17 protein-coding genes are annotated in these 15,065 nt (G+C 67.9%); 5 read left to right on the top strand and 12 right to left on the bottom strand.

Annotation, left to right across the window (positions count from 1 at the left end; translation table 11 throughout):
- Positions 1-252: 252 nt before the first annotated feature.
- Positions 253-1,824, bottom strand: coding sequence for a serine hydrolase (locus K32_RS00805; protein WP_201402205.1), 1,572 nt, complete (start codon positions 1,822-1,824; stop codon positions 253-255).
- A gap of 192 nt (positions 1,825-2,016) precedes the next feature.
- Between K32_RS00805 and K32_RS00800 the strand changes: the two genes are divergently transcribed.
- Positions 2,017-3,132, top strand: a complete 1,116-nt coding sequence (locus tag K32_RS00800; RefSeq protein ID WP_201402204.1) for a lactonase family protein — start codon at positions 2,017-2,019, stop codon at positions 3,130-3,132.
- Between the two features lie 114 nt (positions 3,133-3,246).
- The gene (locus K32_RS00795; protein ID WP_201402203.1) at positions 3,247-3,888 is read left to right on the top strand and encodes a LysE family translocator; all 642 of its coding nucleotides are present in this window, start codon (positions 3,247-3,249) and stop codon (positions 3,886-3,888) included.
- Here the strand turns inward: K32_RS00795 and K32_RS00790 are convergent.
- Positions 3,866-4,330: a hypothetical protein gene (locus K32_RS00790; RefSeq protein WP_201402202.1), complete on the bottom strand. Its 465-nt coding sequence runs from the start codon at positions 4,328-4,330 to the stop codon at positions 3,866-3,868. The genes K32_RS00795 and K32_RS00790 overlap by 23 nt on opposite strands.
- Complete coding sequence (gene rlmN, locus K32_RS00785; RefSeq protein WP_201402201.1) at positions 4,330-5,547, bottom strand: 23S rRNA (adenine(2503)-C(2))-methyltransferase RlmN; 1,218 nt, start codon at positions 5,545-5,547, stop codon at positions 4,330-4,332. Before rlmN ends, K32_RS00790 begins: the two co-directional genes overlap by 1 nt.
- Positions 5,548-5,858: 311 nt before the next feature.
- Between rlmN and K32_RS00780 the strand changes: the two genes are divergently transcribed.
- Positions 5,859-6,251 (top strand): glyoxalase superfamily protein, encoded by a 393-nt coding sequence (locus K32_RS00780; protein ID WP_201402200.1) that lies wholly within the window; start codon positions 5,859-5,861, stop codon positions 6,249-6,251.
- A 19-nt stretch (positions 6,252-6,270) separates the two neighbouring features.
- Here the strand turns inward: K32_RS00780 and K32_RS00775 are convergent, their stop codons facing one another.
- Entirely contained in the window at positions 6,271-6,786 is a 516-nt protein-coding gene (locus tag K32_RS00775; protein WP_201402199.1) for an AAA family ATPase, read from the bottom strand.
- A gap of 31 nt (positions 6,787-6,817) precedes the next feature.
- On the bottom strand, positions 6,818-7,372 hold the full coding sequence (locus K32_RS00770) for a TetR/AcrR family transcriptional regulator (protein WP_201402198.1): 555 nt from the start codon (positions 7,370-7,372) through the stop codon (positions 6,818-6,820).
- 264 nt (positions 7,373-7,636) lie between these two features.
- Between K32_RS00770 and K32_RS00765 the strand changes: the two genes are divergently transcribed.
- Positions 7,637-9,166 carry an MFS transporter gene (locus tag K32_RS00765; RefSeq protein ID WP_201402197.1) on the top strand — a complete coding sequence of 510 codons (1,530 nt, stop codon included), beginning with the start codon at positions 7,637-7,639 and terminating at the stop codon, positions 9,164-9,166.
- Positions 9,167-9,245: 79 nt separating this feature from the next.
- Here K32_RS00765 and prmB read toward each other — a convergent pair whose 3' ends face one another.
- The 5 genes from prmB to K32_RS00740 all read right to left on the bottom strand — a co-directional run bounded on the left by prmB (position 9,246) and on the right by K32_RS00740 (position 12,711).
- A complete protein-coding gene (prmB, locus tag K32_RS00760) occupies positions 9,246-10,235 on the bottom strand; it encodes a 50S ribosomal protein L3 N(5)-glutamine methyltransferase (protein ID WP_201402196.1) in 990 nt (329 codons plus the stop codon).
- 191 nt (positions 10,236-10,426) lie between these two features.
- Positions 10,427-10,810: a YidB family protein gene (locus K32_RS00755; protein WP_201402195.1), complete on the bottom strand. Its 384-nt coding sequence runs from the start codon at positions 10,808-10,810 to the stop codon at positions 10,427-10,429.
- Positions 10,811-10,867: 57 nt separating this feature from the next.
- Positions 10,868-11,644 carry a hypothetical protein gene (locus K32_RS00750; protein ID WP_201402194.1) on the bottom strand — a complete coding sequence of 259 codons (777 nt, stop codon included), beginning with the start codon at positions 11,642-11,644 and terminating at the stop codon, positions 10,868-10,870.
- Positions 11,645-11,859: 215 nt separating this feature from the next.
- Positions 11,860-12,273 carry a DUF305 domain-containing protein gene (locus tag K32_RS00745; protein ID WP_201402193.1) on the bottom strand — a complete coding sequence of 138 codons (414 nt, stop codon included), beginning with the start codon at positions 12,271-12,273 and terminating at the stop codon, positions 11,860-11,862.
- 84 nt (positions 12,274-12,357) lie between these two features.
- Positions 12,358-12,711: a hypothetical protein gene (locus K32_RS00740; protein ID WP_201402192.1), complete on the bottom strand. Its 354-nt coding sequence runs from the start codon at positions 12,709-12,711 to the stop codon at positions 12,358-12,360.
- A gap of 110 nt (positions 12,712-12,821) precedes the next feature.
- On the opposite strand from K32_RS00740, the gene K32_RS00735 reads away from it, so the two are divergent.
- Complete coding sequence (locus K32_RS00735) at positions 12,822-13,955, top strand: TRAP transporter substrate-binding protein (protein WP_244669762.1); 1,134 nt, start codon at positions 12,822-12,824, stop codon at positions 13,953-13,955.
- Between the two features lie 6 nt (positions 13,956-13,961).
- Here K32_RS00735 and K32_RS00730 read toward each other — a convergent pair whose 3' ends face one another.
- Both K32_RS00730 and K32_RS00725 read right to left on the bottom strand, forming a co-directional pair.
- Positions 13,962-14,456, bottom strand: a complete 495-nt coding sequence (locus tag K32_RS00730) for a GNAT family N-acetyltransferase (protein ID WP_201402191.1) — start codon at positions 14,454-14,456, stop codon at positions 13,962-13,964.
- Between the two features lie 11 nt (positions 14,457-14,467).
- Complete coding sequence (locus K32_RS00725) at positions 14,468-14,986, bottom strand: GNAT family N-acetyltransferase (protein WP_201402190.1); 519 nt, start codon at positions 14,984-14,986, stop codon at positions 14,468-14,470.
- Positions 14,987-15,065 lie beyond the last annotated feature (79 nt).

The following is a 15,065-nucleotide window of genomic DNA, read 5'->3' as shown; positions in this document are numbered from 1 at the left end:
CGCCGCGCCCCAGGGCGGACGGCGGAAGGTCTAAACCACGGATCGGCGATCAGGGGAACGAAGATTTCCCCGTGTTCCGCCATTCCGAGACGTTCTTTTTGGCTGCACGGCTCGTCTGCCCCCACCCCGACGCCCCCCGGCTTCGAGCGGGCGAAGTTAGGCGGGCGGAGATGGCGAAATTACGCCGGCTTGCTGAATGGACGCTGAATGGCGACGGGAAAGACGGGGCGAAACCGGAAGGAACGGTCACGCCTAGTTGGTGACGCGGGCGAGCCGGCCGAGGCCGACCTCGTCGAGGAACTCGATCGTCACCGCCTCGGCCCGGCCGTCGGGGCGGATCGCGAAGCGGACGGCGGCGGGCATATCCGGCGTCTCCGCATTCGGGAAGGCGAGGAAGGTGTCGCGGTCGAAATGGCGAAGCGGATAGCGCCGGACGCCTTCCGGTCCGACGACGAGCGTCAGGCTTCCGCCCTCCTCCGCCACCACCGCGTCGCCGACATAGGCGTTGCGGTAGCGCCCGGCATAGGCGGGGTTCGGCAGCGCGGGGCTCGCGGTCGCCGGCGGGGCGGCGTAGCGCGCCTTGGCCGCGGCGGTGGCCGGCCCGAGCAGGCCGGCATAGGCGTCGTCCCAGGCCGTCATCCAGTCCTGCGAGACGGCGCCGTCGAAGACCCAATCGAAGAAGCTGTCGGCGAGCCCCTCGGGCGCGCCGGTCGGAAAGGCGTTGGCGAGCACGAGGATGCCGAGCGAGGCATCGGGATAGAGCGACACCAGCGTGCGGGCGCCGACGCTGAAGGCGCCGGCATGGCCCCAGTTCAGGCCGTGGCGGCCGAATTCGACGTTCCAGCCGAGCCCGTAGAACGAGGCGGCGCCGGTCACCGGGTTGTTGCCGCGCGCCATCAGCGGCTGATGCGTCGCGGCGAGCGCGTCGGCGCTGATCAGCCTTTCTCCGTCGAAAAGGCCGCCGCCGAGTTCCAGCCGCATCCACTGTGCGAGATCCCGCGCGCTGGAGCTGACGCCGCCGGCCGGCGCCTGCATGTCCGGCTCGCGCCGGAGTTTCGCCTCCCAGCCTTTGCCGAGATCGATATGCAGCGCGGCCCGGTTGGCGCGGGCGACGAAATCGGCATAGCGCGAACTGGTGGCGTTCATGCCGAGCGGCCGGTAGAGGCGCTCCTCCGCCACCTGTTCCCAGGGCTTTCCGGTCGGGCGCGCGGCGGCGACGCCGCCCTCGGTGAAGCCGGCATTGCTGTAGGAATAGCCGGCGCGGAAGCTCGACGATGGCGGCACCAGGCGCAGCCGGTGCAGCACCGTGTCGCGATCAAAGCCGATATCCTCGAGCTCGTTGCCGGCGTCGCCCGGCAGGCCGCTGCGATGGGCGAGCAGGTCGCGGACCGTCAGTTCGGCCGTCGGATAGGCGTCACGCAGGCGGAAGGCGGGATCGAGATCGGCGATGCGGGAATCCCAGCCGAGGATCCCGGCACTGACCAGCGCCGCGATGACGGACGACGAAACCGGCTTCGACAGCGAGGCGATCTGGAACACGGTGTCGGGATCGACGGTCTCGGGCTTGCCCGCCTCGCGCAGGCCGAAGCCCTTCAGATAGACGACCTCGCCCTGATGCACGACGGCGATCGCGAGGCCCGGCACGGCGTGGTCGGCGATCGCCTTGCCTGCCATGGCGTCAAGCTTCGGCAGCGCCGCCAGCACGCGGTCGCGGGAGACCGGTTCCGCTCCGGCGGGGGCGACCGACAACGCCCACACGCCCGCGGCGATCGCCCCGATCGCGCCAATCGCACCTTGCCAGGTCCGGCTCCAGCTTGTGCCCATGCCCTGCCCGCCACCTTCCGCAACGTCCCCCAGTGTGGCAGAGCCAGCCGGGCGCACAAGGGGAAAACTGCGGGTGAAACGGCGGCGCCGCAACCGTGGATGACCGGCGAATGAGCGGTGACGCGGGCGCGGCAAGTTCGCTATCGTCCTCCAACGCAGGCGGCATCATCCGCAGGGCAAGAGGACATCGTCTTGGCGCAGGAACAGAGCTTCATCTATGTCGGCGGCTGCAATCGCCCGACGCCCTATTTCGCTTCCGCCAATGCACGCGGAATCTCGGTTTTCGGCTTCGATCCGGACACTGCCGTCGCGACGCTGGTGACGACCCAGGCAGGCATCGAGAACCCGACCTTCCTCGCCGCCTCGGCGGATGGCGGCACGCTCTATGCGACGAGCGAAGTGATGGAGTGGAACGAGGGGCTGATCAGCGCCTACCGGATCGATCCCGCCACCGGCAAGCTCGCCTACATCAACCGCCAGTCGACGCTCGGCGGCATCACCGCGCATGCGAGCCTCGACCGCTCGGGACGGAACCTGCTGCTCGCCAACTACATCATGCAGGCGGAGAGCGAAGCGCCGAACCAGTCGGTCGCCGTGTTCCCGCGCCGCCCCGATGGCGGCCTTAAGCCGCCCGTCGCCTCGGCGGCGCATACCGGGCACGGACCCGACGCCAGCCGGCAGGACCGGTCACATGCGCATTGCGTGCTGGCGACGCCGGACAACCGCTACATCGTGGTCAGCGATCTCGGCACCGACCGGCTCGTCACCTATCGCTTCGACGCGGAGACCGGCGCGATCGAGACGTCGAGCGAGCTGGTGCTGCCGCCGGGTTCCGGCCCCCGGCATTTCGTCTTCCACCCGACCAAGCCCTTCGCCTATGCCGTGCATGAGCTGGGCTCGGCGATCGCCTCGCTCGCCTTCGACGCCGAGACCGGAAGCTTCACCCTTCTCGACGTGACGGGGACGGTCGCCGAGGCGGCGCGTCCGAGCAACCATTGCTCGGAGATCCGGCTCGGGCCGGACGGGCGCTTCCTCTATGTCGCCAATCGCGGCCATGACAGCCTGTCGATCTTCACCATCGGCGACGACGGCATCGCCCGGCTGCGCACGACGGTTGCGAGCGGCGGCAGGACGCCCCGCCATTTCGCCTTCGCACCGGACGGGCGCACGCTCGCCGTCGCCAACCAGGACAGCGACTGCATCTCGCTGTTCGCGGTCGATCCGGATGATGGCGGACTGACCCATCTCGGGCAGGACATCGCCGTCGGCACGCCGACCTCGATCTGCTTCGTGACGACGCCGGGCTGACCGCCAAGGCCCGCATTCGCCTCTCCGGGCGGCCTCGGCCGCAACGCGTCGAATGCGGGATATCGGAACGGCGAAATCCCATGCTACAGAGGAGGCTCCACCGGAGCCTCCATCATGCTCACCTTCCTGCCATCGCTGTCGGTTTTCCTGGCCTATCTGGTCGCGGTCATTCTTCTGACGCTGACGCCGGGGCCGGACATGACGTTGTTCCTCGGCAAGGCGATCGGCCAGTCGCGCAAGGCGGGCATCGCCGCCTTCGCCGGCGCCTCGACCGGGCTAGTGGTGCACACGGTCGCGGTCGCGATCGGCCTCTCGGCCCTGCTCGCCGCCTCGACCACGGCGTTCACGATCCTGAAGGTGGTTGGCGCGGCCTATCTGGTCTATCTCGCCATCCAGGCGATCCGGCACGGATCAGCGCTTTCCGTCGGCGGCAAGGGATCCGCCGATCCGATCGGCAAGGTCTATCTGAAGGGCCTGATGGTCAATCTGCTCAACCCGAAGATCATCGTCTTCTTCGTGACCTTCCTGCCGCAGTTCGTGACGCCGACCGATCCGCACGCCGCTGGAAAGCTGCTGTTCCTCGGCCTGATGTTCGTCGTCGTGGCGACCCCGATCAGCATCGCGATGATCTGGTCGGCCGGCTCGCTCGCCACCTTCCTGAAGCGCTCGCCCCGGGCGACGCGCACCGTCGACTGGCTGTTCGCCAGCGTGATGGGCGCCTTCGCCGTGCGGCTTATTCTGGCGCAGGGGAAGTAGGCGGGGCCGGCGGAACCGAGACCGCGCGCTCCGGGGCGGGACGGACCACCGTACCGGAGCCATGGCCGGCGAAGACCCAATAGGCGAAGCCGGCGACCAGCCCGGCCGCGACCGGCGGCAGCGCGGCAAATTCCGTGCTGTTGGCCGCGAGGTGCATGCCAAGGCCGATCGCGCCGCCAAACAGCGTCCACTGGATCGCCGAGCGCAGCGCGAAGATCTCGGCGACGACGATGCCGGCCACGAAGGGCAGAAGCGCGTAGCGCGAAATCTCGACCAACAGGACGAAGGCCGGCGCGAGGATCACCGGGATCTCGCCATTCGGGCCATCCCAGATGTCATTGGCAGTGAAACCGAAGGCGGCGAGATAGACGACGACGGCCGAGGCGATCGCCGCCATCAGCCCGAGCGGAATCAGCAGGATGATTCGAAGGAAAGTCCGCATCAGTCTTCGTCGCTGGTGACCATGGCCTCGAGCGCCAGGCGCTCGCGCACACGCATGCGCTCGCTCTCGCTCTTCAGCTGGCCGCAGGCGGCGAGGATATCGCGGCCGCGCGGCGTGCGGATCGGCGAGGCGTAGCCGGCGCGGTTGACGATGTCGGAGAAGGTCTCGATCGTCTCCCAGTCCGAGCACTGGTAGTTGACGCCGGGCCAGGGATTGAACGGGATCAGGTTGATCTTCGCCGGAATGCCCTTCAGCAGGCGGACCAGCTCCTTGGCGTCGGCGGGGCTGTCGTTGACGTCCTTCAGCATCACATATTCGAAGGTGATGCGGCGGGCGTTGGAGAGGCCGGGATAGTTGCGGCAGGCCTCGAGCAGCTCGGCGATCGGGTACTTCTTGTTGAGCGGCACCAGCATGTCGCGGAGGTCATCGCGCACCGCGTGCAGCGAGATCGCCAGCATCGAGCCGATCTCCTCGCCGGTGCGCGGGATCATCGGCACCACTCCGGAGGTCGACAGCGTGATGCGGCGCTTCGACAGCGAAAGGCCCTCGCCGTCGGAGGCGATCAGGAGCGCCTGCTTGACGTTGTCGAAATTGTAGAGCGGCTCGCCCATGCCCATCATGACGATGTTGGAGACGAGGCGGCCCTCGGACGGCACGGCCGCGCCGACCGGCGTCGTCTTCTCCGGGAAGTCCCCCAGCCGGTCGCGCGCGATAAGAATCTGGCCGACGATCTCTTCCGCCGTCAGGTTGCGCACCATCTTCTGCGTGCCGGTATGGCAGAAGGAGCAGGTCAGCGTGCAGCCGACCTGGCTGGAGACGCAGAGCGTGCCGCGGCCGATCTCGGGGATGTAGACGGTCTCGATCTCGACCGGCCGGCCGGCGCCGCGCGCCGGGAAGCGCAGCAGCCATTTGCGCGTGCCGTCCTGCGAGATCTGCTCGGTGACGATCTCGGGCCGCTTCAGCGTGAAATTGGCCGCGAGCGTCGCGCGCAGATCCTTCGACACGTTGAGCATGTCGTTGAAGTCGGTGACGCCGCGCGCATAAATCCAGTTCCAGATCTGCGCCGTGCGCATGCGGATCTGCTTCGGCTCGATGCCGATGCCGGCCAGCTTCTCGCCGATCTCGGGGCGCGAGAGGCCGACGAGCGACGGCGTCTCGGTCAAGGAGAGCGGAGCCTTAAACGGGGCGGTATTGGCCACGGCGAGCGGTGCGGTCATGTCGGTATCCGGGTGAGAGGCCGGGCGCGAGAGACGCGCGCATCGAGGCCATCCATCATTGTTGCCGGCCTCATATCACAATTTCACAGAAATCAGGAATGCTTCAAATGAGCCGCCGCCCTGCGCGGGACAAGGGGCAGCCGCAGGAACGAGGCCGGATAGGCCCGAAATCGGGGCATAGGCCCGTTTCCATTTCCCGTCGCCTCGGCTAGATTTCCTCGCGAGCACCGTCTCATCAAATCCCTTCGCGACCCTGCGGCCCACCGGCACCGTCCGGCCCGCCGGTTTGGCGACCATTCCAGGATGAGACGATGACCGAATCCTCCCCCGATACCGCTGCCGATCACGGCGTCCGCTTCGGCCGCATGGCGCCCGGCATCACCGTGCGCGATCTCGATCGGGCGCTGGCCTTCTATCGCGACATACTCGGCTTCACGAAAACCTTCCAGAACGGCGATCCGGTCGGCTTCATGATCCTGAAGCGCGACGCGGCCGAACTGCACCTGAACCTGCAGCGCGACCACAAGGCCGGCCTCCACAATGTCGCGCACCTGATGGTCGACGATATCGACGCGCTGCATGCGCGCTGCCAGGCGAACGGCGTGCGCATCATCAAGGGAATGCGCGACCAGGAGTACGGGCTGCGGGCCTTCGTCTTCGCCGATCCGGACGGCAACCGGATCGACGTGGGACAGCGCCTCTAGGAGCTAGCCAACCGGCAGCTCAATCGGCGAGGATCCGCGACACGACCTCGCCGACGTCCATCGCCGAACTGTCGATCCAGAGCCCGATCCTCGGCGTCTCGCGCGAAAGCGCCTCGGCGAGGATCTCCGCCGGAAAGGCCGCGCTGTAGCCGGTCTTGTGGCGCTCCCGATCGCGCCGCGCCAGCGTCGCGGCGTCGGGCGCGAGCACGACGACGCGCGGATCGAGGTCGGCGAGCTGTTCGGCGACCGCGACCAGATAGGGACCGATCAGGATGTCCTGATAGACGACGGAAAACCCCGCCGCGTGATAGCGCCGGACGGCGTCGCAGGCGAGGTCATGGCGCAGCTTCAGCTGCGCCTGCGCCTCGTCATCGAGCACAGGCCCCATCACCGCCGCGCCGCTGACGATCATCCGGCGGAAGACGTCGCCGCGCAGATGCACGGCTTTCGGCAGCGCCTCGGCGACGGCCTGCGCGACCGTGGACTTTCCGGCCGCCATGGCGCCGGTGATGATGAAGAGGCGAGGTTCGGACATGCGCCAGCCTAGGCCGGCGCGGCCATGGTCATCAACCCTGCGTCGAGGTCAGCGCGTCCCAGCCGCGCATGGCGCTGTGCGCCACCGACAGCAGGGTTTCGGCATCGGCTCCGTCGCGCGCCTCGATCGACATGCCCTTGATGATCGTGCCGAAATAGGCGGCGACGCGGGCGAGGTCGAGGCCGGGCGGCAGCTCGCCGTCGGCGACGCCGCGCTCCAGCCTGGCGCGGATGCGGATCGCCATGTCCTTGCGCTGGTCGCAGAGGAACTGCCGCGCCGCGTCCGTGTCGGGGCCGCCATTGGTGGCGCCCAGCATGACGAAACAGCCGCTCGGCTTGTCGGGCCGGGCGCAGGAACGGGCGGTGGCGATCAGCATGGCGGCGATCGAATCCTGCGTCGTCAGATCGCCTTCTAGCATCTGCAGCGTGCAGGCGTCGTCGGTCGCCACATAGAGCGCGACCGCCTCGCGGAAGAGCTCTTCCTTGGAGCCGAAGGCGGCGTAGAGCGACGGCGAATTGATGCCCATGGCCTCCGTCAGCTCCGAAATCGAGGTGCCGGCATAGCCGCGCGCCCAGAACACGTCCATGGCCCTTTCCAGGGCGACGGAGCGATCAAAACTACGGGGACGTCCGCGTGCGTTCATGGCCTGCGCGCAGCCCTTTCTTTTTTGTATCGATCAACAAATAAAGAACTTGACGCCGGGAATCAAGGGACTATGGTTTCTGTATCGACCGACACAGAAAAGAGTCGGTGGTGACCCAGAGCGCGCGGCGCCTCTCCCGCCGCGCGCTTCACCCTTTGCGACGGGCGACCGCAACAGGCCGACCCAGCCCAACAGATCGAGACCACCATGACCGACGCTTCCCCCCAGGCGGCCGCGGGCCGGCACCTTGTGCTCGCCGCCGTTTTCCTCGTTGCCGTCATAATGCCGCTATCCTTCACCGGCCCCGCCGTAGCCACGCCGGCCATCGGCCGCGACCTCAATGGCGACCTCTCCCTGCTCGTCTGGATCGTCAACGGCTTCATGCTCGCCTTCGGCAGCACGATCATGCTGGGCGGCGCGCTCGCCGACCAGTTCGGCCGCAAGCGCATGTTCCGTCTCGGCGCGATCGGCTTCACCGTCACGTCGCTCGCCGTCGGCCTGTCGCCGAACGTGCTGATCGTCGATCTCCTCCGCGCCCTGCAGGGCATCGCCGCGGCGCTCACCATCTCGGCCGGCTTCGCCGCCGTGGCGCAGGAATATGAGGGCCCGGCCCGCACCCGCGCGCTCGGCCTGCTCGGCACCGGCTTCGGCATCGGCATTGCCTTTGGCCCGCTGATCGCCGGCGCCCTGATCGGGACGCTCGGATGGCGGTCGCTATTCTTCGCCACCGCGCTTGCCGGCGTCATCATCCTCGTCGCCGGCGTGCCGCGCATGCGCGAGACGCGCGATCCCGGCGCCACCGGCATCGATTTCTGGGGCGCCGGCAGCTTCACCGCCATGCTGGTGGCGCTGATCTTCGGCATCATGCTCGGCCCGGATCGCGGCTGGGGCGACACGCTCGTCGTCGCGCTGCTCGCGGGCGCCGCCATCCTGCTGATCAGCTTCATCACGATCGAGAACCTGCAGAAGCGGCCGATGCTTGACCTGTCGCTGTTCCGCTATGCCCGCTTCGTCTCGGTGCAGGCGCTGCCGGTCGCGGTCGCCTACTCCTTCATCGTGCCGTTCATCCTGCTGCCGGTCCGCTTCATCCGCATCGAGGGCATGAGCGAGATGCAGGTCGGCATGATGCTCTTGCCGCTCAGCCTGCCGATCGCCACGATCCCCTTCATCGCTGCCAACATCGCGCGCTGGATCCCGTCCGGAATCCTCGCCGGCCTCGGACTGATCCTCGCCGGCGCTGGCGTCCTGCTGCTGGCTCTGGTGCCGGTCGGCAGCGCGCCGACGGCCTTCATCCTGCCGCTCGCCATGATCGGCGCCGGCGCGGCGCTGCCCTGGGGCCTGATGGACGACCTCGCCATCAGCGTCGTGCCGACCGAGCGGGCCGGCATGGCGACCGGCATCTTCGGCACCATGCGGGTCGCGGGCGAGACGGTCGCCATCGCCCTCGTCGGCGCGCTGATGGCCTTCTTCGTCACTGGCGGTTTTGACATGAAGTCCGCCGAACTGCCGGCCGGTTTCGCCAATGTCGTGGCGAGCGGCGGGCTCGACGAGGCAGCCCTGCTCGCGCCGTCGATCGCCAGGGCCGCGGCGGCCGAAGCCTATGGCGCCGCCTTCCGCAACACCATGCTGGTCTGCGCCGCCATCACCTTCACCGCCGCGCTGATCGCGCTGGTGACACTCAGGGTGCGCAAGCCGAAGCCGGTTGAAGAGGCCGTCATGCTGGAAATCGGCGCCTGAAAGCTCCAGCACAAAAAGAAACCCTCTCCCGCGCCGGCGGGAGAGGGTTTTGCTTCATCCGATCGATCCTAGGGCTGGATCAGACGTCCTCGGCCTCGTCGCCGTCGAGATCCGCGAGATCGGCCAGGTCCTGCTCCTCGGCGCCGGTATCGGCGACGCCGAGGCTCTCGGCTGAGAGCCAGAACACCTCGCCTTCGCTTTCCTCGGTATCGAGCCAGAAGAAATCGAGCGCCGGATATTCGGCCTCCAGGATTTCCCGGCCGGCGCCGATCTCGCACAGAAGGCCGCCGCCGGGATTGAGATGGGCCGGCGCCGCCTCGAGAATGCGGCGCACGATGTCCAGGCCGTCGAGGCCGGACGCCAGCGCCATCTCGGGCTCATGGCGATACTCTTCCGGCAACTCCTCCATCGCGATCTCGTCGACATAGGGCGGGTTGGTCAGGATCAGGTCATAGCGCTTGTCGCCGAGCGGGGCGAACAGGTCGCCCTCGTAGAGCTCGATCCGGTTGCCGAGGCCGTGCTCGGCGACGTTGATCTTGGCGACCTCCAGCGCATCCGGCGAGAGGTCGACGGCATCGATCTCGGCATTCCCGAACACGCCGGCGGCGAGGATCGCCAGCGAGGCCGAGCCGGTGCAGAGATCGAGCACGGTCTCGATCGACGACAGATCCTCGATCAGCGTGAACTCGTCGCCGCCGAAGAATTCCGAATGGATGAGCTCGCCGATGAAGGAGCGCGGAACGATCACGCGCTCGTCGACGAAGAACGGCACGCCCTGGATATAGGCGCGGTTGAGCAGATAGGGCGTCGGCTTGCGCGTGGTGACGCGGGCCTCGATCAGGTCGGCGAGGCGCTGGCGCTCTTCCGGCAGCAGCCGCGCGTCGAGGAAGGGCTCGAGCGTGTCGATCGGCAGCTTCAGGCCTTCGAGCACCAGGAAGGCGGCGTCGTCGAAGGCGGTCGAGGCGCCGTGACCGAAGGCGAGGCCGGCCTGGTTGAAACGGCTGATGGCGTAGCGAAGAAAATCGCGGATCGTCAGGAGCTGATCGGCGGGGCTGGTTTCGACTGTCACGGCGAGCTCGTCTGGTAAGGGGGCGTTTCGCCCCGTCCTATCAGGTCGCGGCCTCGCGCGCACCTCTCGCGCCTGCGATCTCCAGTCCCATGTCGCTGGAGCCGGTGCGCGCGCGGCCCGGATTCGGCCCCGAAACGGACATGGCCGGGGAATGCCCCGGCCATGTCGATCCTGCATGCCGATGGCTCGGCTCAGCCGGGCGTCGGCCCGATCGGCGGCTTCAGCATGCCGTCCGGACTCAGTTTGTCGACCGTGGGCGGCAACACCTTGGCCAGCAGCTCGCCGACCTGGTCCATCGGAATGCCGAGCTGGGTGCCCAGCTTCTGCAGCTGCTCGTTGCCCAGCGCCGAGCGAAGCTCGTCGGCGCTGATCGGCAGATTGTCGCCCTGTCCGAGCCACGAAGCGACCTGCGTCCCGAGGCCCGAACTCTGCAGCTGGCTGAGGACGCCGTCGAGACTGCCGAACTGCGTGTTGGCGAGCGCCTTGTTCAGGGTCTCGCCAAGCGCTTCGGGGGAACTGCCCTGCCCCTTCAACGCGCTCAGCACGTTGCCGAGGAGGCCGTCAAGAATGCCCATGGTGGTTCTCCTTCAGAAAGCGGAATGCCGTCCGTCGGAAATCGGGCGACAAACCGGCTACTGGCCCTTTGCCTTCAGCCGCTTGTTGCAGTCGCTCCAGTATTGCGGCCACTTCGCGCCTTCCGGCAGCTTGCCGGCGGCCTTGCGCTCCTGCCACTCGGCGCCGCAGGCCCGGATACGGACGATCGCGGCCTGCTGGCCGGGCGTCAGCGGACGCTTGCCGACGGTGGTGGCGGCCGTGTTGATCTTGGCGGCCGATTCCGGATCGGGCAACGCGATGCCCTCGTCCGCCTCGACCGCGCCGGCGGCTGCCTTGCCCTTGGCGGCCTTCGCCGGGGCGAGGTCGTCGGCCGGATTGGCGGCGGCATAGTCCTTGGAGCACTGGCTCCAGAACTTCGGCCAGGTCTGGCCGGCCGGAACCTTGCCGGCGTCCTTCATCTTGGCCCATTCGTCGCTGCACGCGGCCATTGCCGGCGACTTGCCCGCCGTCTTGGCGGCCGGCTCGGCAGCGGGCGCGGCGGCGGCATCAGCCTTCGGCTTGGCTGTCTTCGCAGGCTTGGTGTCTGTATCCGCCTTCGCGGCCGGAGCGGCCGACTTTGCAGCCGGCGCCGCGGCGGCGTCCGGATGCTCGGTGGCGTAATCCTTGGCGCACTGGCTCCAGAATTTCGGCCAGGTCTGGCCGGCCGGGACCTTGCCGGCGTCCTTCAGCTTGGCCCAGTCGTCACTGCAGGCCTGCTGGGCGGCTGACGGAGCGGCCGATGCGGGCAGGGCCGCGGCGAACAGGCCGAGCGCCACGATCGCGCCACCCCAGAGAAGCTTCGCTTGCATCTTCATAGTGCCGATCTCCCTTCGATGCCGCCTGGCGGCAACGGATCCGGCGAGGCGGCATGGGCATCCGCGCCTGCTCTCGCAGCGTGAGGGAACATCTGCACGATGAAACTGTCAATCTCCCGTCACGTTTCGGGTCAAATATCGTGACCGGCAGACAGTCGTCCGAAAGCATCACGGCCGCCATCGCGGCGGCCGTGAGCCATTACAGCTGCGGAAAGCTAGTCGCTCTTCTTGCTGTCGTTCTTGGCGAGCCAGTCCTTCATGAAGGCGATCTCTTCGTTCTGGGCCTTGATGATGGCCTTCGCGAGCTTCCTCGCCTCCGGGTCCTTGCCGAACTGGAGCTCGATCTCGGCCATGGCGACGGCACCTTCATGATGCGGAATCATGGCGCGGATGAAATCGACATCGGCATTGCCCGAATAGTCGATCGCCATGCCCTCCATCATGGCCTTGTCGGCCGCGCGGAACGCCTTGGTCGATGCGGTGTCGTCAGCCTTTTCCTCGCCCATGGCGCCATGGTGCATCTTGCCGTGGTCCATCTTGCTATGGTCCATGGCCTCTTCGGCCGAGGCCGAAAGCGGCGAGAGGGCGAAGGTGGCGGCGACGGCCGCGATCGTCAGAAAGGATTTCATGATCGTTTCTCTGTGATGGAGACGGGCCAGATGAATCGCCGGCGACGGCCCGCGGGCGCCGGCGCGATGGAAATGCGCGAACGATCAGGCGCGCGGCGGCGGCACGTCGGGGCCGATCGCGAGCGGCGTCGGCATGGCATCCGAGAGCGGGCGAAACGCGTCCCCGGCGAGGACCGGCATCGCCTGGCCGGCCACGCCGACGAGCGCGAAGGTCGGCAGGGCGTAACAACATTGCGGCATCGTCGGCAGGCCGATGGGCTTGTGCGCGGGCGCGCCGCCGGGATCCTGCAGGACGGAATGCGGACATCCGCTCACCCCACCATGGTCCGGCATGGCCTGGGCAGCGGTCCATCCGCCCGGCATCAGCACCAGGCTTGCAACCACGACAAGAAGGGCGACGAAACGCCTGACGGTTTCCACGGCGTTGAAACTGGCCATTCCCGCTGGTCCCGTCAAGGGATGGAGTATTCTGTTCACGCTCGCCAGATAGGTGTTCAGCCACCGTTCAGCGCTGCTAGGCTGTAGTCGGATTTTCTCGAGAGGATCGCATGGTGCGGGAACGGACGAAGATCGATAGGCGGCAGTTGTTCGGGGTCGGGGTCGCCGGCCTCGGCTCGAGCCTCGCCATACCTTCGCTCGCCATGTCGTCGCTCGCCACACCGTCGATCGCGCGCGCGGCCGACCGCCTCGTCTGGAAGATGGCCACCGTCTGGCCCAAGGACACGCCCGGCGTCGGCATCAGCGCGCAGCGGCTGGTGGAGCGGATCGCCACGCTGTCTGACGGCCGCCTGACGGTGCAGCTTTTCGCCGCCGGCGAACTGGTGGCGCCGAGCCAGGTGTTCGACGCCGTATCGAACGGCAAGGCGGAGATGGGCCATGGCTCGCCCTTCTTCTGGGCGGCGAAGGATCCGGCCTTCCACTATTTCTCCGGCGTGCCGTTCGGCTTGACGGTCAATGAGCATGCCGCCTGGCTCGGCGCCGCCGGCGGCCAGGCGCTTTGGGAACGCGCCTACGAGCCGTTCGGCGTGCTGCCCTTCTATGCCGGCTCGACCGGGCCGCAGGCGGCGGGCTGGTTCAAGCGCGAGATCCAGAAGCCGGAAGACTTCAAGGGCCTCGCCATCCGCATCACCGGGCTCGGCGCGGAAGTGTTGAAGCGGCTCGGCGCCAATCCGGTGCTGCTGCCGCAGGACGACATCGCCGCCGCGCTCGAATCCGGCACGATCGACGCCGCCGAATGGGCCGGGCCGTGGAACGATCTCGCCCTCAACCTGCCGCGCGCCGCGCCCTTCTGCTACATGCCGGCCTTCCATGAACTGGCGACCAGCCTGGAGCTGACCGTCAACAAGGCCGCCTTCGAGACGCTGCCCAACGACCTCCAGACCGTCGTCCGGACGGCGGCGCAGGCGGCGGCGATCGAGACCTCCGCCGACTTCACCGCCAACAACATCCTCGCCCTGCCGATGCTGATCGAGCGCGGCACCGCGGTGAAGAGCTTCCCCGAGCCGGTGATCGCGGCGCTTGCCAAGACCTCGGCCGACGTGCTGACCGAGATCGGCGACGCAAGCCCGATGGCCAAGGAGGTCCATCCGGCCTTCATCGCCTTCCGCAAGAAGGCCGTCGCCTACGCGGCGGTCGCCGACGGCGCGGCGCTTGCCATGCGGGCGCGGGCGCTGGCGACCTAGCGTCCGTCAGTCCAGCGTCTTCTGCATGAAGACGAGATCGAGATAGCGGCCGAACTTGAAGCCGAGCTGCGGCATGCGCGCGGTCTCGACGAAGCCGTGCCGCTCGTGCAGGCGGATCGACACGCTGTTGCCCGCCTCGATGCCGGCGACCATGACATGCTTGCCATTCGCCGCCGCATGCTCGACCAGCGCGCCGAGCAGCGCCGTGCCGGCGCCCTTGCCGCGCGCGTCGCTGGCGACGTAGATCGAATTCTCGATGGTGAAGCGATAGCCCTGGAAGGCGCGGAAATCGCCATAGCTCGCATAGCCGAGCACCGTCTCGTCCTCGACCGCCACCAGCACCGGATAGCCCTGCGCCTGCCGCGCCGCGAACCAGGCGAGGCGATTGTCGAGATCGACGACGTCGTCGTTCCAGATCGCATTCGTGTGGAGCACGGCGTCGTTGTAGATCGCGAGAATGGCGGGAACGTCGGCCTCGGTGGCCGGGCGGATCAAAGTCATGGTCGAGCCGATCAGATTGCTTTGTAGAAGAAGGTGGTGGCGGCCAGCCGGCGGTCCGGCGTGAGGGCATGATCGGGCATCACGCCCATCTCGGTCCAGCCGGTGGCGCGGTAGAGCGCCTCGCCGGCCGACCCGGTCTGGGTATCGAGGTGCAGCAGCGTTTTGCCGGCCTCGCGCGCGACGGCCTCGGCCGCCGCGAGCAATTGCCGGCCGAAGCCGCGCCGCCGGGCGCTCGAATGGACCAGCATCTTGCCGATCTCGGCGCGGTGCGGGGCGTTCGGCTGCGGCGCATGGGTGACGACGACCGTCCCGACGATGCGGCCGTCCAGCTCCGCGACGACGAGCACGCGGCCGCCGGCCTCGATACCGTCCATCTGGCCCTGCCAGAAGGCGGCGGCGTCGGCCTGCGTGAGGCCGGCCAGAAAATTGACCGAGGCCCCGTTCGCGACGGCGTCGACGATCATGTCGGCAAGCACGGGGATCGCCGCGCGCGCCTCGGCGGCATCCAGCTTTCGAAGGACCGAAGCCATCACGTCTCCATGGGTTCCGCGCCAAAAACAGGCTTCTGGATCGAGTTTGTCAATGATAAACTCGGTCGATAGCAAAAAT

It is taken from the genome of Kaistia sp. 32K, from assembly GCF_016629525.1.
In the GTDB taxonomy this organism is placed as follows: Bacteria; Pseudomonadota; Alphaproteobacteria; order Rhizobiales; family Kaistiaceae; genus Kaistia.
The sequence above is the reverse complement of the archived record's forward strand: the minus strand, read 5'-3'. Positions and strand labels throughout refer to the sequence as shown.

What these genes read in the sequence shown, in the direction of transcription:
- K32_RS00805 (WP_201402205.1), bottom strand. Translation starts at nt 1,824, where the DNA reads ATGGGCACAAGCTGGAGCCGGACCTGGCAAGGTGCGATTGGCGCGATC.
- K32_RS00795 (WP_201402203.1), top strand. Translation starts at nt 3,247, where the DNA reads ATGCTCACCTTCCTGCCATCGCTGTCGGTTTTCCTGGCCTATCTGGTC.
- K32_RS00790 (WP_201402202.1), bottom strand. Translation starts at nt 4,330, where the DNA reads ATGCGGACTTTCCTTCGAATCATCCTGCTGATTCCGCTCGGGCTGATG.
- rlmN (WP_201402201.1), bottom strand. Translation starts at nt 5,547, where the DNA reads ATGACCGCACCGCTCGCCGTGGCCAATACCGCCCCGTTTAAGGCTCCG.
- K32_RS00780 (WP_201402200.1), top strand. Translation starts at nt 5,859, where the DNA reads ATGACCGAATCCTCCCCCGATACCGCTGCCGATCACGGCGTCCGCTTC.
- K32_RS00775 (WP_201402199.1), bottom strand. Translation starts at nt 6,786, where the DNA reads ATGTCCGAACCTCGCCTCTTCATCATCACCGGCGCCATGGCGGCCGGA.
- K32_RS00770 (WP_201402198.1), bottom strand. Translation starts at nt 7,372, where the DNA reads ATGGACGTGTTCTGGGCGCGCGGCTATGCCGGCACCTCGATTTCGGAG.
- K32_RS00765 (WP_201402197.1), top strand. Translation starts at nt 7,637, where the DNA reads ATGACCGACGCTTCCCCCCAGGCGGCCGCGGGCCGGCACCTTGTGCTC.
- K32_RS00755 (WP_201402195.1), bottom strand. Translation starts at nt 10,810, where the DNA reads ATGGGCATTCTTGACGGCCTCCTCGGCAACGTGCTGAGCGCGTTGAAG.
- K32_RS00750 (WP_201402194.1), bottom strand. Translation starts at nt 11,644, where the DNA reads ATGAAGATGCAAGCGAAGCTTCTCTGGGGTGGCGCGATCGTGGCGCTC.
- K32_RS00745 (WP_201402193.1), bottom strand. Translation starts at nt 12,273, where the DNA reads ATGAAATCCTTTCTGACGATCGCGGCCGTCGCCGCCACCTTCGCCCTC.
- K32_RS00740 (WP_201402192.1), bottom strand. Translation starts at nt 12,711, where the DNA reads ATGGCCAGTTTCAACGCCGTGGAAACCGTCAGGCGTTTCGTCGCCCTT.
- K32_RS00735 (WP_244669762.1), top strand. Translation starts at nt 12,822, where the DNA reads ATGGTGCGGGAACGGACGAAGATCGATAGGCGGCAGTTGTTCGGGGTC.
- K32_RS00730 (WP_201402191.1), bottom strand. Translation starts at nt 14,456, where the DNA reads ATGACTTTGATCCGCCCGGCCACCGAGGCCGACGTTCCCGCCATTCTC.
- K32_RS00725 (WP_201402190.1), bottom strand. Translation starts at nt 14,986, where the DNA reads ATGGCTTCGGTCCTTCGAAAGCTGGATGCCGCCGAGGCGCGCGCGGCG.